17 protein-coding genes and 2 pseudogenes are annotated in these 20,736 nt (G+C 63.5%); 17 read left to right on the top strand and 2 right to left on the bottom strand.

All coding sequences use genetic code 11. The annotated features are described in order from the left end of the window. The first annotated feature begins 44 nt into the window (after positions 1-44). Genes BRAO375_RS02755 through BRAO375_RS02735 form a run of 5 tightly spaced genes read left to right on the top strand, consistent with a single transcriptional unit; the run spans position 45 to position 5,164 of the window. The gene (locus BRAO375_RS02755) at positions 45-1,163 is read left to right on the top strand and encodes a VWA domain-containing protein (protein WP_009025923.1); all 1,119 of its coding nucleotides are present in this window, start codon (positions 45-47) and stop codon (positions 1,161-1,163) included. After that, positions 1,160-2,047, top strand: a complete 888-nt coding sequence (locus BRAO375_RS02750) for an amidohydrolase family protein (RefSeq protein ID WP_009025922.1) — start codon at positions 1,160-1,162, stop codon at positions 2,045-2,047. The genes BRAO375_RS02755 and BRAO375_RS02750 overlap by 4 nt, the downstream gene beginning before the upstream one ends. Positions 2,048-2,086: 39 nt before the next feature. Continuing rightward, positions 2,087-2,935 carry an MBL fold metallo-hydrolase gene (locus tag BRAO375_RS02745; protein WP_009025921.1) on the top strand — a complete coding sequence of 283 codons (849 nt, stop codon included), beginning with the start codon at positions 2,087-2,089 and terminating at the stop codon, positions 2,933-2,935. 9 nt (positions 2,936-2,944) lie between these two features. Then, positions 2,945-4,534: an isochorismatase family protein gene (locus tag BRAO375_RS02740; RefSeq protein WP_009025920.1), complete on the top strand. Its 1,590-nt coding sequence runs from the start codon at positions 2,945-2,947 to the stop codon at positions 4,532-4,534. Between the two features lie 3 nt (positions 4,535-4,537). Beyond that, positions 4,538-5,164, top strand: coding sequence for an FMN-dependent NADH-azoreductase (locus BRAO375_RS02735; RefSeq protein WP_009025919.1), 627 nt, complete (start codon positions 4,538-4,540; stop codon positions 5,162-5,164). A gap of 27 nt (positions 5,165-5,191) precedes the next feature. Here the strand turns inward: BRAO375_RS02735 and BRAO375_RS02730 are convergent, their stop codons facing one another. Next, complete coding sequence (locus tag BRAO375_RS02730; RefSeq protein WP_009025918.1) at positions 5,192-6,061, bottom strand: LysR substrate-binding domain-containing protein; 870 nt, start codon at positions 6,059-6,061, stop codon at positions 5,192-5,194. A 109-nt stretch (positions 6,062-6,170) separates the two neighbouring features. On the opposite strand from BRAO375_RS02730, the gene BRAO375_RS02725 reads away from it, so the two are divergent. The 11 genes and pseudogenes from BRAO375_RS02725 (at position 6,171) to BRAO375_RS02675 (ending at position 19,168) form a co-directional block, all read left to right on the top strand. After that, positions 6,171-6,920 (top strand): SDR family NAD(P)-dependent oxidoreductase, encoded by a 750-nt coding sequence (locus BRAO375_RS02725; RefSeq protein WP_009025917.1) that lies wholly within the window; start codon positions 6,171-6,173, stop codon positions 6,918-6,920. 15 nt (positions 6,921-6,935) lie between these two features. After that, complete coding sequence (locus tag BRAO375_RS02720; protein ID WP_009025916.1) at positions 6,936-7,784, top strand: transketolase; 849 nt, start codon at positions 6,936-6,938, stop codon at positions 7,782-7,784. Then, complete coding sequence (locus tag BRAO375_RS02715) at positions 7,784-8,797, top strand: transketolase family protein (RefSeq protein ID WP_009025915.1); 1,014 nt, start codon at positions 7,784-7,786, stop codon at positions 8,795-8,797. Before BRAO375_RS02720 ends, BRAO375_RS02715 begins: the two co-directional genes overlap by 1 nt. An 84-nt stretch (positions 8,798-8,881) precedes the next feature. Beyond that, positions 8,882-9,898, top strand: a complete 1,017-nt coding sequence (locus BRAO375_RS02710; RefSeq protein ID WP_035638587.1) for a TRAP transporter substrate-binding protein — start codon at positions 8,882-8,884, stop codon at positions 9,896-9,898. Next, a complete protein-coding gene (locus BRAO375_RS02705; protein WP_009025913.1) occupies positions 9,895-11,754 on the top strand; it encodes a TRAP transporter large permease in 1,860 nt (619 codons plus the stop codon). Before BRAO375_RS02710 ends, BRAO375_RS02705 begins: the two co-directional genes overlap by 4 nt. Before the next feature lie 123 nt (positions 11,755-11,877). Next, entirely contained in the window at positions 11,878-13,125 is a 1,248-nt protein-coding gene (locus BRAO375_RS02700) for a metal-dependent hydrolase family protein (RefSeq protein ID WP_009025912.1), read from the top strand. 113 nt (positions 13,126-13,238) lie between these two features. Next, positions 13,239-13,649: pseudogene (locus BRAO375_RS02695) on the top strand (IS256 family transposase); the annotation flags it as partial. A 485-nt stretch (positions 13,650-14,134) separates the two neighbouring features. Then, positions 14,135-14,638, top strand: a complete 504-nt coding sequence (locus BRAO375_RS02690; protein ID WP_052536039.1) for an NUDIX hydrolase — start codon at positions 14,135-14,137, stop codon at positions 14,636-14,638. An 890-nt stretch (positions 14,639-15,528) separates the two neighbouring features. Then, the gene (locus tag BRAO375_RS02685) at positions 15,529-16,458 is read left to right on the top strand and encodes an SDR family oxidoreductase (protein ID WP_175345286.1); all 930 of its coding nucleotides are present in this window, start codon (positions 15,529-15,531) and stop codon (positions 16,456-16,458) included. Continuing rightward, positions 16,451-17,140, top strand: a complete 690-nt coding sequence (locus tag BRAO375_RS02680) for a class I SAM-dependent methyltransferase (RefSeq protein ID WP_035638582.1) — start codon at positions 16,451-16,453, stop codon at positions 17,138-17,140. Before BRAO375_RS02685 ends, BRAO375_RS02680 begins: the two co-directional genes overlap by 8 nt. A 591-nt stretch (positions 17,141-17,731) precedes the next feature. Further along, complete coding sequence (locus BRAO375_RS02675; RefSeq protein WP_139031282.1) at positions 17,732-19,168, top strand: hypothetical protein; 1,437 nt, start codon at positions 17,732-17,734, stop codon at positions 19,166-19,168. Positions 19,169-19,239: 71 nt separating this feature from the next. Here BRAO375_RS02675 and BRAO375_RS38475 read toward each other — a convergent pair. Beyond that, positions 19,240-19,386, bottom strand: a pseudogene (locus BRAO375_RS38475) (IS5/IS1182 family transposase); the annotation flags it as partial. A gap of 613 nt (positions 19,387-19,999) precedes the next feature. Here BRAO375_RS38475 and BRAO375_RS02670 point away from each other — a divergent pair. After that, positions 20,000-20,653 carry an iron-containing redox enzyme family protein gene (locus tag BRAO375_RS02670; RefSeq protein ID WP_009025904.1) on the top strand — a complete coding sequence of 218 codons (654 nt, stop codon included), beginning with the start codon at positions 20,000-20,002 and terminating at the stop codon, positions 20,651-20,653. Positions 20,654-20,736 lie beyond the last annotated feature (83 nt).

Genomic DNA, 20,736 nt, shown 5'->3' with positions numbered 1-20,736 from the left:
TTTGTCGCCCCGCGCCTGGACGCGCTGCTGGCGGAGGCGATGACATGAACGAGCCCCCTCTGCCGCAGCCCAGCGGGATCTTTGTCACCTTCGCAGCTTTGCTGCGTCGGAACGGCTTTGCCATCGCGCCGGAGCAGACGACCTCGTTCCTGGCGGCGATCGCGCTGCTGGGGCCGCAGAGTCTCGACGATATCCGCCGCGCTGGCGCTGCGACCCTGGCGCCGCCGCCCGAACGCCTTGCGACCTACAATCTGCTGTTCGACATCCATTTCGGCGTGACAGAGGCGGCTGCCCTCGGCGAGTCCGACCAGCAGGACGACGTCGTGCGGCTGCAGGAGGAGGGTGACGGCGCTATCGATCCCGACAGCGCCGAGGAGCAGAACGAGTCCGGGCAGGCGGCGACCCGTGCCGAGGCGCTGGTCGCGCGTCGCCTTGCCGCCACGAGTGGCGGCAATGCCCTGCAGTGTCTGGCGCGTCAGGCGCGTGCAAAGCTGCCGAAGCGGCGCGGCCATCGGCGGATGCGCGCGCGGCGCGGCAGTTTCGTCGACCTGCGCCGGACCTTGCGTGAAAGCGTGCGGCGCGATGGCGAGGTGCTGTCGCTGCGCCGGCTGAAGCGGCGGCCGCGGCTGCGCCGGCTGCTGGTGCTGATCGACGTCTCCGGCTCGATGAAGGCGCGCACCGAGGACAATATGCGGCTGGCGCATGTGCTGACGCAGGCGATCCCGCAAGTCGAAGTGTTCACGCTGGGCACGCGGCTGACGCGTGTCACGCGGCCGCTGCGGCTGAAGCGGCGCGAGCAGGCGCTGCTCGCCGCGTCGCATCTCGTCAGCGACTGGGACGGCGGCACGCGCATCGGCGAGGCGCTGCAGGCCTTCCTCGCCGTGCCGCGCTTCTCGACCTACGCGCGCGGCGCCGCCGTGCTGGTGATCTCCGACGGGCTGGAGCGCGGTGACCATCAGGCGCTCCGCGATGCCGTCTGGAAGCTGTCGCTGCGCTCCTGGCGATTGAGCTGGCTCACGCCGCTGGCGACAGGGCCCGGATTCAGACCGCAGACGGAGGCGCTGCAGGCGATCGCGCCGTTCGTTGACGATATCGTGCCGGGCGGCTCCGACGAGGCGATCGTCGCGCATGTTCTGTCGCTCGCGCAGAGGAGGGCGGCATGACCGGATATGTCGACGCGCATCATCACATCTGGCGTCAGGCCGATCTGCCCTGGCTGGTCGGACCGATGCAGCCGCGGATCTTCGGGCCCTACGAGCCGATCCGGCGCGACTACCCGATCGAGGAATATCTCGGCGACATCGCCGGCAATGGCGTGACCCAATCGGTCTACGTCCAGACCAACTGGGCGAAGGGTGGTTTCGAGGACGAGGCCGCCTGGGCGCAGCGAACAGCCGACCAGCACGGTTTCCCCCATGCCATCGTCGCCTATGCCGATCTCGCTGTCGATGACGCTCGGCCGCAGTTCGAACGGCTCGCCCGCTATCCGCTGGTGCGTGGCGTCCGGATGCAGCTGCATTGGCACGACAATCCGCTGTATCGTTTCGCGAACTCGCCTGACCTTTGCAAAGACTCCAGGATCCGCGCCAACATTGCGCGGCTGGCCGAGTATGGCTGGTCGTTCGACCTGCAGGTGTTTTCCGGACAGATGGAAGGCGCTGCGGCGCTGGCCGAAAGCTGCCCGACGGTCACCTTCATCCTGCAGCACGCCGGGATGCTGGAGGATCTCTCGCCCGCGGGACGGGCGCAATGGCGTGCCGGCATGCAGCGGCTGGCCGCCTGCCGCAACGTCGTCAGCAAGCTCTCCGGCCTCGGCACTTTCATCCGTCGCAACGATCCGGCCCATGTCGCCGATGTCGTGCGCGAGACGATCGCCACGTTCGGCGCCGAGCGCTGCCTGTTCGGCTCGAACTTTCCGATCGAGAAGCTCTGGACGGACTATTGCGCGCTGGTGGCGGCTTACGAGGCTGCACTTGATGGCCTCGACAGGCACGCGCAAGCGCAGGTGATGGGAGAAACCGCGCGGCGAGTCTATCGGCTGAGTTGACGCCGCGCGCAACGACAACAAAAGCAACAGGGAACGCTCATGGCGCTGGAAATCAAGGTTCTCGACTATGGTGATATCGAGCTGGAATCCAGCTTCCTCGTGCTCGGCCGCGACTGCGGCCGCACCCGCCGGGTGCTGACGCTCGGCTTCCTGATCCTGGGCGGCCCTTATCCGGTCGTGGTCGACACCGGCTACCGCTCTAATCAGATCATGGAGACGCTGGGCATGCGCGGGCTGCAGTATCATGAGAACATGATCGAGAACCAGCTCGCGCGCCACGGCGTGCGCATGGGCGACGTCCGCTATGTCTGCCACACCCACCTGCACATCGATCATGCCGGCAAGGACGATCTGTTCCCGATGAACACGACAGTGGTGCTGAACCGGCGCGAGCTGGAATACTCCGTGTCCGGCCTGATGCATCCGCAATATCCCGCGCCTGACATCAAGCACCTGATCGACCGGCTGCACACCAAGAGCGCATTGCGCTTTCTCGATCTCGAGCTGACCGGTGCGGTCGAGCTGATGCCGGGCGTGTATTGCGAGGCGGCCAATGCGCATACCGAGGGCTCGATGAACATCCATGTTCACACCGCCGACGGCATCGCCACCATCTGCGGCGACGTGATCTACGACTTCAACGATCAGATCGTGACGCCGTTCAACGAGATCCAGGACGCCGAGCCGCGCACGACCGGCAATCACGGCACCAGCAAGCGCGCCGAGAAGGCGGCGATCAAGAAGCTGCTCTCGAGCTCGCGCTATCTGCTCCCGGTGCATGATCGTCCTGCCAAGATCGAGGGCGGGATGGTGACGGGACGGCTGCATGACCTGGTGCCGGGCCCGGTCGTGCAATCGCTGCCGCAGCGGCACTGGTTTCCGGCGTGAGGACGCGTCATGACCCACGTCACCTTGCGGCCTGAGTTCGAGAGCCTGATCGATCCGTACGCACCTGTCGGGCAGGTCGCCACGGGGTTCGACTTCACGGAGGGGCCGATCTGGCATCCGGTCGAACAGTTCCTGCTGTTCTCCGACATGCCGGCCGATGTCCGCCGCCGCTGGGACGCCAAGCGCGGTGTGGTGGAGATGCGGCGCCCCTCCAACAAGTGCAACGGCATGACCTACGATGCCGAGCTGAACCTCGTCGTGTGCGAGCACGCGACGTCCGCGCTGGTGCGCGAGCGACCCGACGGACGCCGCGAAGTGCTGGCGTCGCACTATGAGAACCAGGAGCTCAACAGCCCGAACGACGTCTGCGTCCATTCGAGCGGCGCGATCTACTTTTCCGATCCCTGGTATGGCCGCATGCCGGTCTACGGTGTCGAGCGGCCGCGCCAGCTCGGCTTCCAGGGCGTCTATCGCGTGCCGCCCGGCGGCGGCGCGCCTCAGTTACTGGTCGAGCGCCATCTGTTCGATCAGCCGAACGGGCTGTGCTTCTCGCCCGACGAGCGACTGCTGTACGTCAACGATACCGTGCAGGCTGTCATCCGCGTGTTCGACGTCGGCAGCGATGGCATGTTGTCGCATGGCCGCGTCTTCGCCAGCGGCATTCGTTCCGAGCTCGAGCCCGGCGTGCCAGACGGCATGAAATGCGATCAGCGCGGCAATGTCTGGGTCACCGCCCCCGGTGGGGTCTGGGTCTTTGCTCCCACGGGTGAGCTGCTCGGCAAGGTACGCGTGCCGGAGCTGGTCGCCAACCTCGCCTGGGGCGGGGCCGATTTCCGCACGCTGTATCTCACCGCGACCCATTCGGTCTATGCGATCGCGACCAAGGTCGGCCCGCGTCACGAGCCCTATATGAGCGCGCGGCGGACGGCCGCGTCGACCTCGGCGGCCTCGGCCTCGCCGGCAACTTCGGCGGCTCCACAACTGGCCTCCGGCGACATTCAGCTCGACCCGCGCCGCTGCGCCATGATCATCCAGGACCTGCAGAACGACGTCATCATGGATGGCGGCGCCTTCGCCGAGTCCGGCGCGCCTGATCATGCCAAGCAGCAGCGCGTCGTCGAGAACGTCCGCCGGCTGGCCGAAGTGGCCCGCGCGCGCGGCGTCGTCATCATCCACGTCTGGTTCGTGGTCGAGCCGGGCGCGCCCGGCGTGACCTTGAACGCGCCGCTGTTCGAAGGGCTGGTCGACAGCAGGGCCATGGTGCGCGGCAGCTGGGGCGCTGCGCCCGTTGCGGGCCTGGAGCCGCGCAGCGGCGACTTCGTGGTCGAGAAGATGCGGATGAGCGCGTGGGAGGGGACGAGGCTCGAGACCATCCTGAAAGCGACCGGGCGTGACGTCATCATCAACACGGGCGCCTGGACCAACATGTCGGTCGAGCACACCGCGCGCACCGGCGCCGACAAGGGCTATTTCATGGTGGTGCCGGAGGATTGCTGCTCGACCATGAATGCCGACTGGCATAACGCGGCGATCAACTTCGCTTTGCAGAACGTCTCCGTGGTGACCAACGCCGACGCCGTCGTCAGGGCGCTGGGGTAGGGGATGCCCAAGCTGCTCCATCTCGCCGCCTCGCCGCGTGCGGACTCGGAGTCGAGCGCCGGGGCGCGCGCTTTTCTCGATCGCTTCAGACAGACGCGGCCGGGCTGGGACATCGACGAGATGAACCTGTGGCGCGAGCAGCTTCCTGAATTCGACGGCGAGATCCTGCAGGCGAAGTACGCGCGCATGGGCGGACGCGCTTTCACCGATGCCCAGCGCGCGGCGTTCGCCGTTGCCGAGCGCATGGCGGTGCGGCTCGATCTCGCCGAGCGGGTGGTGATCTCGACGCCGATGTGGAATTTCGGCATTCCCTACAAGCTCAAGCACTGGCTCGACATCATCAACCAGCCCGGGCTCACCTTTCGCTTCGATGCCGCCAGCGGTTATCTCCCGCTGTTGAAGGATCGCCCGACCTTGGTGATCCTGGCAAGCGGCGGTGATTTCTCGACCAGCATGAGCCGCGGCCGGACCGATCTGGCGACGCCCTATCTGCGCGAGGCGCTGCGCTTCATGGGCCTTCGCGACGTCACGTTCGTCGCAATCGGTCCGACCAGCGGTCCGGCCGAGCACACGGGCGCAGCGCGTGAGCGCGCGCATCGTCGGCTCGTGGAGATGGCCGCGCGATTTTGAACCGAGCTTTTCACGGCCCCGCGCATCTCATAGCTCCGACCTGATCCAGTCCGCGAAGGCGCGGACCGCCGAGCGCTGGTTCTGGGTGCGCGGTATGACCAGCCTGTGGCCGACATAGCGGACGTCGTTGGAGCGGCCCGCGAGGGGCGCCACGAGCCGTCCCGACGCCAGCTCGCGCTCGGCCAGCAGTGTCGACTCCAGCGCGACGCCGAGTCCCTCGGCCGCCGTCGCCAGCGCCAGGAAGCTGCGGTCGAAGCGCATGCCGTGCAGCGCCGGCGCTTCGAGGCCGTTGGCTGCGAACCATTGATGCCACTGGATCTGCTTGACGTCGGACCGGATCAGCGTGCGCTCCAGCAGATCCGCTGGACGCTTGATCGTCGCGGCCAGGGCGGGCGCGCACAGTGGCGTGACCGTCTCCTCGGCGAGCGGGATGATTTCGACGCCCTCGGCATGCGGCTGGCCGTAGACGATGTCGATGTCGAAATCGTCGTTCTTGAACCGCGCGTAGTCGGTGTTGGCTGACAGCCGGACCTCGAGCTTCGGATGCGCAGCGAGAAACTGCGCCAGCCTCGGCGTCAGCCATTGCGCGGCGAAGCTCGGCGCCGAATGGACGCGGACGAGTTGCGGGCCGCGCGCCGCGACCTCTTCCAATCCCCGGCGCAACTGGTCGAACGCCGCGCCGGCGTGGCGCATCAGGTTCTCGCCGGCCGGCGTCAGCCGCACCGATCGGGCGGTGCGCTCGAACAGCACAGTCCGCAAGGTCGCCTCCAGCTTGCGGATCGCATGGCTGACGGCACTCGGCGTCAGGTGAAGCTCATTCGCTGCATCGCGAAAGGACCCGGTGCGAGCGGCGGCCTCAAAGGCCTTGATCGACGAAATAGGGATGTTCGACAACATACGATAAGTGAACCAGATTCATCTATCCGTGACAACTGTGCGTTTGTCGCCGCCGCTCCGGCGAGCCATGGTCAAGCCCAACACAACGACAGTTTGGGGAGGACCAAGCATGCTGCTCAGCGGCAAGACGGCGATCATCTCGGGCGCAGCGTCGAAGCGCGGCATTGGGCTTGCGACGGCGCGGCGGTTCGCCGCCGAAGGCGCGAGGGTTGCGATCCTCGACATCGATGCGGCGGCCGCGGCCGAGGCGGCTGCCTCGCTCGGCGATGGTCACATCGGCCTCGGCTGCAACGTCGCCGACAAGACCTCGTGTAACGACGCGGTCGCGCAGGTGGCCCGCCAGTTCGGCGTCATCGACATCCTCATCAACAACGCCGGCATCACCCAGCCGGTCAAGCTGCTCGACATCACGCCGGAAGACTGGGAGCGGATCCAGGACGTCAACCTCAAGGGCGTGCTGTTTCTGTCGCAGGCCGTGATTCCGCACATGCGCGCGCGCAAATCGGGCTCGATCGCCTGCATGTCGTCGGTCTCGGCGCAGCGCGGCGGCGGCATCTTCGGCGGGCCGCATTACTCCGCGGCCAAGGCTGGCGTGCTTGGCCTGGCCAAAGCGATGGCGCGCGAGTTCGGCGCCGACGGCATCCGCGTCAACTGCGTCACCCCGGGGCTGATCGGCACCGACATCACGGCGGGCAAGCTGACCGACGAGATGAAGGCCAAGATCCTCGAGGGCATTCCGCTCAACCGTCTCGGCACCGCCGAGGACGTCGCCGGCATCTACACGTTCCTGGCCTCCGATCTCTCCGCCTATGTCACGGGCGCGGTCATCGACGTCAACGGCGGCATGCTGATCCACTAAGCAAGGTCTTCAACCATGGACACCGCAACCAATCGGCTCGCCAACGCGCCGACACTGGCGCAGCGCGCCTACAACATCCGCCGGAACGCGCTCCGCATGGGCGAGGTGCAGGGGCAGGGCTACATCGCCCAGGCGCTCGACATTTCCGACGTGTTGGCCGTGGCCTATTTCCACGCCATGCGCTACCGGCCGGAGGATCCCAGCTGGGAGGAGCGCGACCGCTTCCTGCTGTCGAACGGCCATTACGCCATCGCGCTCTACGCCGCGCTGATCGAGGCCGGCATCGTTCCCGAGGCGGAGCTCGAGACCTATGGCAGCGACGACAGCCGGCTGCCGATGTCGGGCATGGCATCCTACACGCCGGGCATGGAAATGTCGGGTGGATCGCTCGGCCTCGGCCTGAGCATCGCCGTCGGCATGGGCCTTGGCTTGAAGCGCAAGCAGTCGAGCTCGCGCGTCTACACGCTGTTCTCCGACGGCGAGCTCGACGAGGGTTCGGTGTGGGAGGCGATCTCCTCGGCCAGCCACTACAAGCTCGATAATCTGATCGCGATCGTCGACGTCAACAATCAGCAGGCGGATGGCCCCTCGACCCAGGTGATGGGCTTCGAGCCGCTGGTCGACCGGCTCGAGGCGTTCGGCTGGTTCGTGCAGCGCATCGACGGCAACGACCTCGATGCTGTGCTGGCCGCATTCGACGCCGCCAAGACCCATCCCGCGCCGAAGCCGCGCATGATCGTGGCCGACACGCTGATGGGCAAGGGCGTGCCGTTCCTCGAACAGCGCGAGAAGAACCACTTCATTCGCGTCGAGCCGCACGAGTGGCAGCTCGCGATCGCCGCGCTCGACGCCGGGAGGCCGTGATGACATCGAAAAGACCCGCTCCGGATCTGAGCAAGCCGCGCCTGACGACCTCGGCGATGATCGCCTCGATCGCCTCCGAGGGCCAGCGCACCAAGCCGGCGCCGTTCGGCCACGCGCTGGTCGAGCTGGCGCGCAGCCGGCCCGAGATCGTCGGCATGACCGCCGATCTCGGCAAGTACACCGACCTGCACATCTTCGCCAAGGAGTTCCCGGACCGCTACTACCAGATGGGAATGGCCGAGCAGCTGCTGTTCGGCGCCGCGTCCGGGCTCTCGGCCGAAGGCTTCATGCCGTTCACCACGACCTATGCTGTGTTCGCCTCGCGCCGCGCCTACGACTTCATTCACCAGACGATCGCCGAGGAAGATCGTAACGTGAAGATCGCCTGCGCGCTGCCCGGTCTGACCTCCGGCTATGGTCCGAGCCACCAGGCGGCCGAGGACCTGGCGCTGATGCGCGCGATGCCGAACATGACGGTGATCGATCCCTGCGATGCGCATGAGATCGCGCAGGTCGTGCCGGCAATGGCGGCCCATCGGGGGCCGGTCTACATGCGGCTGCTGCGCGGCCAGGTACCGCTGGTGCTCGACGAATACGACTACAAGTTCGAGCTCGGCAAGGCCAAGCTGCTGCGCGATGGCCGTGACGTGCTGATGATCTCGTCCGGCCTGATGACGATGCGCGCGCTGGAGGCGGCCAAGGCGCTGTCCGACGATCGGGTCGACGTCGGCGTGCTGCACGTGCCGACGATCAAGCCGCTCGACGCCGAGACGATTGCGCGCGAGGCCGGCCGCTCCGGCCGACTCGTCGTCGTCGCCGAGAACCATACGGTGATCGGCGGGCTGGGCGAGGCCGTCGCCGGGCTCTTGATGCGTGCGGGCGTGCACGTGCCGTTCCGGCAGATCGGCCTGCCCGACGAATTCCTCGACGCCGGCGCGCTGCCGACGCTGCACGACCGCTACGGCATCTCGCTGCCGGAGGTCGTCAAGCAGGTGAAGGGCTGGCTCACATAGCAGGCCATCGGCCGCGACGATCATCGATCGGCCGGCGTGCGGACGCGCCGGACACAATGACAATGTCACATTGGAGGGACGGATATGCGCAAGGGAATGACGCGTCGGCGATTCATGGCTGGAGCGATGGGAGGGGCCGTCGTGCTGCCCTTCACCGCGCGGTTCGCGAAAGCCGCCGAGTTCACGATGAAGCTCGCGACCGGACAGGATCCGTCGCATCCCGTCAACAAGCGGGCGCAGCAGGCAGCCGATCGCATCAAGGAGGCCAGCGGCGGCCGGCTCGAGATCAATCTCTATCCGGCCAATCAGCTTGGCTCCGACACCGATCTGATCTCGCAGGTCCGCGTCGGCGCGGTCGATGCGATCAACATCGCGAGCTCGGTGCTGGCCACCCGCGTGCCGCTCGCCGGCATCGTCAACACCGGCTTTGCCTTCACGTCCTACGACCAGGTCTGGAAGGCGATGGACGGCAGCCTCGGCGATCACATCCGCAAGGACATCGAGAAGACCGGCGCGATCGCGCTGTCCAAGCCGTGGGACAACGGGTTTCGCCAGGTCACCTCGTCGACCCGCGAGATCAAGACGCCGGACGATCTCAAGAGCTTCAAGATCCGCGTGCCGGCGGCGCCGATCCTGACCAGCCTGTTCCAGGCGCTCGGCGCCGGGCCGACGCCGATCAACTTCAACGAGGTCTACACCTCGCTGCAGACCAAGGTGGTCGAGGGCCAGGAAAACCCGCTGCCGATCATCGCCACCGCCAAGCTCTACGAGGTCCAGAAATATTGCTCGCTGACCAGCCACGTCTGGGACGCGTACTGGATCCTCGGCAACCGCGCGGCCTTCGGCAAGCTGCCGTCCGACCTGCAGGCGCTGGTCACGCAGGAGTTCGGCAAGTCGGCCGACGACGAGCGCGCCGACATTGCTGCGCTCAGCCAGAGCCTGCGCGCCGATCTCGCCGCCAAGGGCTTCACGTTCGTCGACGTCGACAAGGAGGCGTTCCGCGCCGCGCTCGGCAAGAGCAGCTTCTACAAGGACTGGCGCGGCAAGTTCGGCGAGGAGGCCTGGAAGATCCTGCAGTCGAATGTCGGAGAGCTCGGATGAACACGGTCGACGCGTCTCTCGCAGCCTCCACGAAGCACGGCGTCGTCGAAAGCCTCGAACGGGCATTGACGAAGCTGATCGAGATTCCCGCGATCGTCGCGCTGGTCGCGGAGGTCGGAATCCTGTTCACCGGTGTGACGGCGCGTTTTGCCTTCAACCGGCCGCTGACCTGGGCCGATGAGCTCGCGTCGATCACCTTTCTCTGGCTCGCGATGCTGGGCGCGGTGCTCGCGCTCAGCCGCGGCGAGCACATGCGGATGACCGCATTGATCGACCGCGTCGGGCCGCGCACCCGCGCGGTGCTGGAGAGCGCGGCACTGATGGCGCCGGCGCTGTTCCTGGCAATCCTGCTGCATCCGGCGATCGACTATGCCAGCGGGCAGGCGTTCGCGGAGACGCCGGCGCTCGGGCTGCCCGACAGCGTGCGGGCAGGGGCCGTGCCGGTCGGCATCGCTCTCATGCTCGCCACCGCCCTGTTGCGGATGGCGCGCCATGGCTCGCGCGACATCGCGATCACGCTGCTGATCCTGGCCGCCACTGCGCTCGTGCTGTGGGGCGCGGCGCCGGCGCTCAAGGCGCTCGGCAACTGGAATCTGATCGTCTTCTTCGCGATCCTGCTCGGTGCGGCCGTGCTCGCCGGCGTGCCGATCGCGTTCTGCTTCGGCTTGGCCACGGTGGCCTATCTGCTCACGGTGACGTCGGCGCCGCTCGAGGTCGTGACCAGCCGCATCGACGAGGGCGTGTCGTCGCTGGTGCTGCTCGCCATTCCCCTGTTCATCCTGCTCGGCCATCTCATCGTGATGACCGGCATGGCCGCGGCGATGGTCGGCTTCCTGGTCTCGCTGGTTGGCCATGTCCGGGGCGGCCTGTCCTATGTGCTGCTCGGCGCAATCCTGCTGGTGTCCGGCATTTCCGGCGCCAAGACCGCCGACATGGCCGCGGTCGCGCCGGTGCTTTTTCCCGACATGAAGCGGCGCGGCATCCATGACGGCGAGCTGGTATCGCTGCTCGCGGCCTCCGGAGCCATGGCCGAGACCATCCCGCCCTCGATCGTGCTGATCATCATCGGCTCGGTCGCCGGCGTGTCGATCTCGGCGCTGTTCACCGGCGGCATCCTGCCGGGTCTGGTGCTCGCCGCCGCGCTGGCGGTGGTCGCCAAGCGGCGCATGGTCGAGCCGGAAGGTGTCGTCCGGCAGCGTCCGTCCTGGGCCACGATCCGCGCCGCGCTGATCACGGCCTTGCCCGCGCTGCTGTTGCCGGTGCTGATCCGCACCGCGGTCACCGAGGGCGTCGCCACCGCGACCGAGGTCTCGACCATCGGCATTGCCTACACGGTGCTGGTCGGTCTGTTGGTCTATCGTCGCTTCGACTGGCGCAAGCTGTATCCGGCGCTGGTGCACACCGCGGCACTGTCCGGCTCGATCCTGTTCATCATCGGCGCGGCCACCGCGATGGCCTGGGCGCTGACGCAGTCCAACTTCTCGCACGCACTCGCGGCGATGATGGTGGCGGTGCCCGGCGGCAAATACGGGTTCCTGCTGATCTCGATTGTCGTGTTCATTCTGCTCGGCAGCATCCTCGAAGGCCTGCCCGCGATGGTGCTGTTCGGTCCGCTGCTGTTCCCGGCGGCCAAGCTGCTCGGCGTGCACGAGGTGCACTATGCGATGGTCATCATCCTCGCCATGGGCATCGGCCTGTTCGCGCCGCCCTTCGGCCTCGGCTACTACGCGGCCTGCTCGATCGGGCAGATCCATCCGAATGCCGGCCTGACGCGGATCTGGCCCTATCTCGGCGCTCTCGTGCTCGGCCTGCTGCTCGTCGCGTTCGTGCCGTGGCTGTCGATCGGATTCCTTTGATCCGCGCACCGGACGCGCAGCCGCATGCAACAGACAGCCTTGCGCCACGCCCGCGGCGCGGGGCATCCTGGCGCAAAGCTAAACCGTCGAAAGGACCTCCGGTCCTGCGCAAGGAAACTGCCGATGCCGACGATCCTGTTCGAGAACGCCGCCCTGCTTGATCCGTTGCAGCCCGAGTTGCGCGAGGGCTCGCATGTGCTGGTCGAGGACGGGCTCATCAAGGAGGTCTCGGACAAGCCGCTGCAGACGACGGTGGCGCAGACCATCGACCTCAAGGGCAAGACGCTGATGCCCGGCCTGATCGACCTGCATGTGCATGCGATCGCCGTCGAGCTCAACCTCGCCCAGCAGGTGCAGATGCCGAACGTTCTGGTGACGTTGCGCTCGGCGCTGATCTTGCGCGGCATGCTGCGGCGGGGCTTCACCACCGTGCGCGACGCCGGCGGCGCCGGCTATCCGTTGAAGCAGGCGGTCGACACAGGAATCACCGAGGGCCCGCGGCTGTTCGTCTCCGGTCGCGCGTTGAGCCAGACCGGCGGCCATGGCGACATGCGCGCGCGCACCGACTTCCTCTCCGACAATGCGCCATGCCCCTGTTGCGTCCGCGTCGGCGCGCTGGCGCGCGTGGCCGACGGCGTCGACGGCGTGCGCAAGGCGGTGCGCGAGGAGCTGCAGATGGGCGCCGACCAGATCAAGATCATGGCCTCCGGCGGCGTCGCGTCGCCGACCGATCCGGTCGGCGCGTTCGGCTATTCCGAGGACGAGATCCGCGCCATCGTCGCCGAGGCGAGGGGACGCGGCACCTACGTGCTGGCGCATGCCTACACGGCGGAGGCGATCGCGCGCGCGGTGCGCTGCGGTGTCCGCACCATCGAGCACGGCAACCTCGTCGACCTGCCGACCGCGCGGTTGATGGCCGAGCACGGCGTCTACGTGATTCCGACGCTCGTCACCTATGAGGCGCTCGCCAACGAGGGAGCGCAATACGGCCTGCCGCCGGAGAGCGTCGCCAAGATCGCCGACGTGCGCGACGCCGGGCTGCGCTCGCTGTCGATCTATCGCGAGGCCGGCGTCAAGATGGGCTACGGCAGCGACCTGCTCGGCCCGTCGCAGCGGCTGCAGAGCGACGAGTTCCGCATCCGCGCCGAGATCGTCGGCAACCGCGAGGCGATCGCCAGCGCCACCATCATCGGCGCCGAGGTGCTGGGCATGGACGGCAAGCTCGGCCGCATTGAGCCCGGCGCGATCGCCGATCTTCTCGTCGTCGACGGCGATCCCCTGCGCGACATCTCGTGTCTGCTCGGGCAGGGCGATCACATCCCGCTGGTGATGAAGGCCGGCAACGTGCATATCGACCGGCTCAACGGCTGAGCCACGGGTCTCGCGCGCAGCAAAGGCACGCGGTCAGGCGGTTTTTGGAACGGTGCGCGAGGGGGGTCCCAGCTTGGGCCGAACGGCCGTGGTCCCGTCTTTGCGCTTGCGAGCGCCGCGTGGTCTCCGCCTTTATCGCCACGGCCTTCGCCCAGGACGACGCCGAGGCAGCCCCGACGCAATGGCGCAAGGTCGCCGACCATCTCCGTCCGAAGGTGCCGAAGCTCGCTGCCCTTATGGATCAGGCCGAACCCGACGTGCTCGCCTATATGAGCTTCCCGGCACAGCACCGCGCCAAGCTGCACTCGACCAATCCGATCGAGAGGGTCAATGGCGAGATCAAGCGCCGCACCAAAGTCGTCGGCATCTTTCCAAACGAGGAAGCCATCGTCCGTCTCGTCGGAGCGATCCTGCTCGAACAGAACGACGAGTGGGCCGTCCAGCGCGCCCGCTACATGACGCTGGGAACCATCGCGCCTTTGAGCGATGATCCCATGACCAGCCTGCCTGCTGTGGCAGGCTGACCAGCTCGGCCCCGCACCGGAATTGCCCAGTGATCCACCATGCCAGCTACACCACTCCATGGGACACGGCCCGGTCCGCCCGGTGTCGGCATTGTCCGCCGCTTGGCCGATGCGAAAAGTTGCTGGCCGCCGTATCGAGGTGACAAGATCTATATGGCGCAAGGCACCTACATGAGTATGCCTCTTGAGAGGCCGCGTAATCCATACATCGGCAGCTATTAATAACACCGTCTAGCGCGAGCAGTCAGCAAAGCGCGCGCCGGTGCGTGCCGCATTAATGGCCAACCTCGGCACCGGGCTAACGGCGGTTGCGGATATCCTACGAGGATGTTGCAATGAAGCGCGCGGAATGTGGTGACGAGGCTCTGCACGTTCGTGTCCGCAGCCAAACTCCCCTGTACACGTGAAGGCATCAAGGGGCTCCATAGATAATGAACTGCGAGGCGGAAAGCGCGCAGATGGCAATATGCAGCAGAGAGTTCAGCATGCGCATCTCGGACTATCTGAAGAACTCTAATGCATCGATCGGGCGCCGCCGGGTCGTGCATCCCGCGGTATTCGTGTCGGTCGTTGATGAAGACTGTCGCCTTCTCTTGAGGCGAGAGACCGATCTCCGTCTTTGGGCACTTCCCGGAGGCGGCATTCGTCCGCGTGAACATCCTGCCGACGCCGCAGTTAGAGAGTGCTTCGAAGAAACTGGCCTCTTGATAAAGCCTACAGGACTGATTGGCGTGTTCGGCGGTCCTGAGTTCTTTACCAAGGGCGCGAATGGTGAAGTTCGTCATTACACCGCGATAGCGTTCAAGGCGGTGATAGTTCACCACTCGGAAAACGCGATGAGCGAACAGACGTCAGAATTCGGCTACTTCAGCCAGAACGAATTTCTATCGCTGAACATGCCGGCGGCCAGCAAAATGATCGCAAATGCTACATTCGCCCTTTGCGCTGGTCCAATCTCTGACTCGTCCGGCAAGAACATAGGTCGTTGAGGTGGGGCACGTCACCTCCGGTAGCAAGACGCAACCAGAATCGACGTCGGTGCCTCATCATCCGCCCGACGGAGCGCCATTCCGGACCGCATGTCGTGAGCCGTCTATCAGGATGAAGGCGTGTGGTACAGCCTCCGTGGCTTAGGCCGCCGGCGATTCGAGTCATCCATCCGACTGATGCGGTATGGGCACGGCTCCGGACACGATCGGGCTGCGCTATTGGCGAAATCACCGAACTGAGAGACAGGCCAACTGATGCACCGCGGACCAGCTCGCTCTCTGTGGAAACGGGCATCATCGACCGCATCGACGACGGTGCGCTTGCTGCGAGAAGGTGTTTGGCTGCCTCTCCGGAGACAATGAAGATCTTCCCAGGACAAGGACTAGCCGCGTCGCGATACTCTAGTGCCGTTTGGCGCGTTCAGGACTGGCGTCTATATCGCTCATGTCAGCTTGGTGGCTGATTGAATCACCCGAAGGTACTACAAACTCGGTCCGAGTTCCGAATAATAGAATAGCCCGATTTCGTTGAACATCGGCATCTTTGCCGCGTGCCGAAAAAATGAATCTGTGTGTGTTGCTGAGTTTGTGATGCGGAAAGGTCACAAGTGGTAGGCAACTAGACTTCGCTCCCCCACTTGGCCGACGCGCCACTATGGAAGGTTGCCTATCGCAGTGACGGGTTGAACGTGGATCAAAGGAACCGTCATGCCGTCGCAACCACCACACGTATCGTGTCTCGCAAGTGTCGAGCCACGCAATGGCATAAGCCGGGTCATGCCCGTGTTGCCGCTGGGGATGACGGTGATGAGTTGCATGGTTCTAGTCGAGTCCGTCACTGTGGCAAACACGACATGGCAGTCCGCCGGACTGGTTTCAGAGGATATCACATGAGGGCGCTGGTGGTTGGAGCGTCCGGCTTTGTAGGAGGTGCGATCCTATCCAGACTCGGGCCAGAGCGAGCAGTTGGCACCAGGTACAACAACTCGGCGCGACATGGCCTTGCAAGATTTGATGCGGCAAGAAACGGCTTTGCCGATCTGACGCGAGTCATGCGTGGCGATTTCAGTCACGTCATCCTTGCTCATGGCGCAATTAATCCAGAGCTCTGCGCGGAGTGCCCTGTCGAGACGGGGAAAATCAATGTCGAAAGCATGATCAGGCTTCTGCAGGAAATACTTGATGCACGGATCACACCGATCTTCTTGTCTACCGACTACGTGTTCGACGGTACGCGTGGGCTATGGGAAGATGACGCGGCCCAGTGTCCCAACACGGAATATGGAAGGCAAAAAGCTGCCGTCGAACAATGGCTGCAGGCCCGGTCGCGGCCGTGGTTGGTTGTGAGGCTGTCAAAGGTGGTCAGTGGTGAACGTAATACCCACTCCGTATTGGGGCAGTGGGTCGACGATGTCTTCGCGGGAAAATCCATGCAAAGCGCGACTGATCAGATCTTCTCGCCACTGCATGTCCATGATGTCGCGGAATCAATCATCAATCTTGCAGAGAGCGGCCGCACGGGAATTTACAATGTGGCGGGCCCTGAGGCACTCAGTCGGTACGAATTGAACAATCTTCTGGTTGCGTCGATTAAGGCGCTTGTTCCTCAGGTGAACGTGGTAGTCAAACCCTGTAGCCTGCGAGACATCCGCTTCAGAGAGCATCGACCGCTCAATACTTCTCTTTCAATCAAGAAAGCAGCGGCCGCGATCAACACGAAGCTGCGCCCGATGGCGCAAGTATGTAGCGAGATTGCGGAGGAGCACTTCGGGACTCCCAATTATTGCGCCGGTCGTCAATTGGGAGGTGGTCGTGGGTGATCAGGCGCGTACTAAAGAAGAGCAGTATGAAGAACTGTTTCAGGTGCAGGCAGAACACGGAACTGCTCGTTTTGGCATCATGGCCAATGAGTCGTGGAGCAGGGATCCCCGTCGCACCTTCTTCACCCTTGCGAGGTACAAATTTGTATCCAAGATGTTGGAAGGACGAAAGCGGGTCCTAGAGGTCGGATGCGCCGACGCCTTTGGAACCAGGTTGGTTCAGCAGACCGTAGCTCATGTCACTGCGACAGACTTCGATCCAGTGTTCATACAGGATGCGAAGGAGCGAATGAACGAGCACTGGCCAATGGACTTGATCGTTCATGACATGTTGGCTGGTCCGATGCTTCAGAGCTTTGATGCAGTTTACGCCCTCGACGTGCTTGAGCACATCGAGCCATCTCAGGAGAAGCACTTTTTGCGAAACTCTGTTAGCTCGCTCGAGCCTCACGGGGTTGCCATTTTCGGTATGCCGTCGCTGGAGTCTCAGCGGTATGCGTCTTGGCAGAGCAAGAAGGGGCATGTGAATTGCAAATCAGCGCCTGATTTTCGAAGAGTGATGGAGGAGCACTTTCATAGTGTCTTTATATTTTCGATGAATGACGAAATTGTCCATACCGGCTACCACAAGATGGCGCACTACATCATTGCCGTTTGCGCGCAGCTAAAAACCGATCAGTGAGCAGTCGAGGGCAATCGCAGCAGCTAAACTGGTATGCTTAGAGCGGGGTCAAGTGGCGTTATGCGATGTGTTGAATTTGTTCGATGGTCCGATCGTCCGTCGGGGCTCATCGTCTGAGGCCGAGATAGTCGCAGGTCGGATAGAAGCAGGCGTGTTCGCCTGCGGATCGAAATATCGATAGCGCCGCCGCGCCAAAGCTCGCCGATTACAGTACGAGATCTCTCATAACTTGGTTGGGTGACTTGCGCTTTCGCGATGCGGCCGTCTCCTCCAGATCGGTTTAGACTGACTATGGCAGAACCTCAGTATACAATTGTCGTTCCGGTGTGGGGCGCGACTCATGTGGCGCGGTTTCTTCGGTGGGCTCTGCCGAGTTGGCTATCACCGCAAAATCTGCCGGAGCTTTGCAGCCGTGGCCCGGTCGAGCTTCTTCTTCTCGCATCGTCGTCTGATTTTGGTGCAATTGAGAGTAGTGCGGTCGTCGGTACTATTCGGAGAAAATGCACGCTCAGAATAGTTAGTATAGATGATCTTATTTGCGGTGGAATTTCCTCAGTAACGCTCACGCTTGCGTTCACGCGTGGGGCGAATTTGGCTGTCCGAGGTCAAGGCGATCGCCGGCTAATCTTTCTCAATGGCGATTTTCTGCTAAGCGATGGATCGCTTGCATCGATCGCCCGCAGGTTTGATGAGGGACAACAGGTTCTATTGTGCGCGAGCATACGGGTCTGTGAAGAGCGCGTTGCGGAAGATCTGTCGCATCTGCTTCATGGCGACGGCGCGATGGTGATGCCAGGTCGCAAGGCGGTCAGCATTGCGCTCAGAGCATTGCATCCAACGGTTCTCGCGTGCCGCGTAGATCAAGGCTTGCTGCAATCGGCGCATCCGAACCAGCTGTTTTGGAGGCCGGACGATGCGTCTCTGGTGCTTCGTTCATTCCTTCTATTTCCGTTGGCCGTCAACGCGAGCAGGGCTCCAGGCTATGCAAGCACCTACTGCGATTTCGGATGGATCTCGACAATGGTGACAAGTCCGTCTGTGAGTATCGTTGATAGTTCCGACGAGCTGTTGATTATGGAGTTGGCGCCGACGGTCCAAGAAGTCAGCCTCGTTAAGGCTGGCAAACTTGATGTCCGGGGGTGCGCTGACCGGATGTCGACTTGGATGACCGGATTTAGCGCTTTGCAAGGCGATACTCCGATCGTCTTCAGATCAGAAGGCGCCTCGGAGTCTGCGATCGATCAGGTCGTTGCCACTTCTGGCACATTCGTGAGAGAGGCTCGACAGCGCATCTCCAGGCTCTATCCTGTGCATAATCATCACTATTGGCGGTCAGGAATCGCGTCATTTCTGCGAAATCGCAGAGCTCGAGGGAACATTCATATCCCTGCGGAGGCTGGAATGGAGGCCTCTCAGTTGCGTCCGGAAGTTGCCATAGCAGCGCGTACACGCGACATGGCCAAGCGCTTCCTGATGGGCGTGCCTGGTCGCCGCCGTCCATGGCATCCCTACTATGCCGCAGAGGTAGCAATCAAGCGATTGGGGTCCATGCGGCCGGTCGGAAAAGTGGAACTGCTTGGCCAGTTTGGAGCAGAGGAATCGTCAGGGACGACCCCGATCGTCGTCTCGACGTTTGATGATTGGAGAGCCGCGGATCAAGCTGTTGACCTGCTCTGGAACCTAACATTGCCAGACGAGTGTGCGTATTTGATCTTTGTCAAGGACCTCAATCTGGCTTCGGGGCGGCTTACCGTGCGTGAGCGGATCGCTGCGCTGACAATTCTCGAGCGGAGATTTCGGATCGCCGACGTCAAATTGCTGATCAGTGTAGACGAAGGGCGGGCAGCAGCTATGAACCAACAGCTTGCCGTTGAGTTCATCGACTGGCGCAGGCCACTCCGGTCGGTTCGAATGATCCTGGCGTGCCTGGCGTTGCTCGGAAAAGTACTAATAAGTAATCTGTCTGGCCGGAGATTGCCAACGAGCGAGGCAGATGCACTGCTTCTCAGTCTCAGGCGCTACAAGTGAGCAGGTCTCAGGCCGACTCACAGTCGGGTTGTACCGAGTCATGATCTTTACTGGAGGTGCAGCGTCCCAGACCGTATCGACAGATGACCGCTATCGGCCAATAGATGGAGTGTGCTCGTGAGGCGGCCGTGGGACCGGCCCCTCGATTGCGCAGGTACGCGTACAATGGATGTGTCCACCATGTGGACGGCGGAATCATGAGCGCCTGCAAGGGCGCTGGTTGTGTATGACCTACAAGATGAAGCGGGCCGCGTCAGTTGCGCGAACTGACGGGTAGGTGGACGGTGACGTATAAGTGCGCCGCGGAAGTGACGAAGGCGCGATGGGCGTCCTCGTTGACTTAGGCGCGGCGGGACGGAATCAACCGCTTGTCTCTGGTAGACGTGCCCGCGTCGCTCGGCGTCACGAGCGCGCTACGTTTGCCGCATGCGATGTGGTTGGCGGCGGCGCGTCCAGCGAACTGCAACCAGGGCGGAGTGGTGATCGCTGATCGTCACGCGCGGTGGAGCAGCGAGAGCCGTCGGATGCTGCAGAAGGCAGCTATCGGGGGTCGCTTCTTCATTTCTGAAGCAGTCTGTGATGCTAGAAGGACGATCCGGCGGCTTACATCCTCTATTGGAGCGGCTGACGTAAACGCTGTTTCAGCGGAGTATGCGTCGCTTCTCCTGAAAGACCCGTAGAAGAGACCGTCGCGGTCTCGAGGGGCGGCTCGTCTTTGTTCTTGGGCGTGGAATACCATCCGATCGCCCGACGCGCTTGCAGCATTGTTCTGTCAGTCTAAGCGTGGCCGGAGGTCATCTCGGTCCCGGCCTATAACAGGAGCGCGATGCCATGAAGTGGCTGTTAGACCTCTCCGAGCAGTATCGATCGCAGATCCGCCAGGGTCCGTTTTTTTGCATGCTCCCGCGGGCGGAGCAACCGAACGACCTTCAATGGGTGCATCAGTTAATGCATCAATCGCGAGAATTTACGCAGGCGCTCTGCCTGCGGTACTCACTGTGCCGCGACCCGCGCTATCAGCCGGTTTTTGCAGAGCACGCGCTCGAGGAGGTGGATCATCCCGATCAGTTGATTGGCTGGATGAAGACGCATGGATTCCTCGAGCGCGACGAGCAGGGCGCCATTCCCCCCACCATCGAAACCATGAATACCACATCGTTCTGTTGGCGAAGCGCGCTGCGAGAGCCGCATGACATACAGATCATCGGCCTCAACCTGCTCAGCGAGGGCGTTGCGTTCGACTTCTATTCGGCGGCAATTCCCGTGCTGGAAAGATTGAAGATCCTGAGCGGACGGTACTGGAACGTTCACGCTGACGTCGACCTGCACCATTTGACCATGGGTCTCGATCTATGCGAGCAAGTCGAACCCGAGTCCCAAACCGGACTACTGTATCATCGCGTGCTATGGCAGTCAGCTTGCCTCTATCATCATATGCTCAGTTCCTGGGTTGGGGAGCGAGGGGAGCCATTAACACGATTATAGAAGCTCAATTCCCGGCCTTGTTTGGATCAGGAAAGTGGCCGTCAAGCTTTGCCGGTTGCCGGGCGCGGATCGCGCGCAGCAAA

The sequence above is a fragment of the Bradyrhizobium sp. ORS 375 genome, assembly GCF_000239775.1.
Lineage (GTDB): Bacteria > Pseudomonadota > Alphaproteobacteria > Rhizobiales > Xanthobacteraceae > Bradyrhizobium.
This window is presented reverse-complemented; position numbering and strand designations above follow the sequence as displayed.

Bases quoted from the DNA above. Each gene is read 5' to 3' on its own strand.
- BRAO375_RS02755 (WP_009025923.1), top strand. From the start codon at position 45: ATGAACGAGCCCCCTCTGCCGCAGCCCAGCGGGATCTTTGTCACCTTC.
- BRAO375_RS02750 (WP_009025922.1), top strand. From the start codon at position 1,160: ATGACCGGATATGTCGACGCGCATCATCACATCTGGCGTCAGGCCGAT.
- BRAO375_RS02745 (WP_009025921.1), top strand. From the start codon at position 2,087: ATGGCGCTGGAAATCAAGGTTCTCGACTATGGTGATATCGAGCTGGAA.
- BRAO375_RS02740 (WP_009025920.1), top strand. From the start codon at position 2,945: ATGACCCACGTCACCTTGCGGCCTGAGTTCGAGAGCCTGATCGATCCG.
- BRAO375_RS02735 (WP_009025919.1), top strand. From the start codon at position 4,538: ATGCCCAAGCTGCTCCATCTCGCCGCCTCGCCGCGTGCGGACTCGGAG.
- BRAO375_RS02730 (WP_009025918.1), bottom strand. From the start codon at position 6,061: ATGTTGTCGAACATCCCTATTTCGTCGATCAAGGCCTTTGAGGCCGCC.
- BRAO375_RS02725 (WP_009025917.1), top strand. From the start codon at position 6,171: ATGCTGCTCAGCGGCAAGACGGCGATCATCTCGGGCGCAGCGTCGAAG.
- BRAO375_RS02720 (WP_009025916.1), top strand. From the start codon at position 6,936: ATGGACACCGCAACCAATCGGCTCGCCAACGCGCCGACACTGGCGCAG.
- BRAO375_RS02715 (WP_009025915.1), top strand. From the start codon at position 7,784: ATGACATCGAAAAGACCCGCTCCGGATCTGAGCAAGCCGCGCCTGACG.
- BRAO375_RS02710 (WP_035638587.1), top strand. From the start codon at position 8,882: ATGCGCAAGGGAATGACGCGTCGGCGATTCATGGCTGGAGCGATGGGA.
- BRAO375_RS02705 (WP_009025913.1), top strand. From the start codon at position 9,895: ATGAACACGGTCGACGCGTCTCTCGCAGCCTCCACGAAGCACGGCGTC.
- BRAO375_RS02700 (WP_009025912.1), top strand. From the start codon at position 11,878: ATGCCGACGATCCTGTTCGAGAACGCCGCCCTGCTTGATCCGTTGCAG.
- BRAO375_RS02690 (WP_052536039.1), top strand. From the start codon at position 14,135: ATGCGCATCTCGGACTATCTGAAGAACTCTAATGCATCGATCGGGCGC.
- BRAO375_RS02685 (WP_175345286.1), top strand. From the start codon at position 15,529: ATGAGGGCGCTGGTGGTTGGAGCGTCCGGCTTTGTAGGAGGTGCGATC.
- BRAO375_RS02670 (WP_009025904.1), top strand. From the start codon at position 20,000: ATGAAGTGGCTGTTAGACCTCTCCGAGCAGTATCGATCGCAGATCCGC.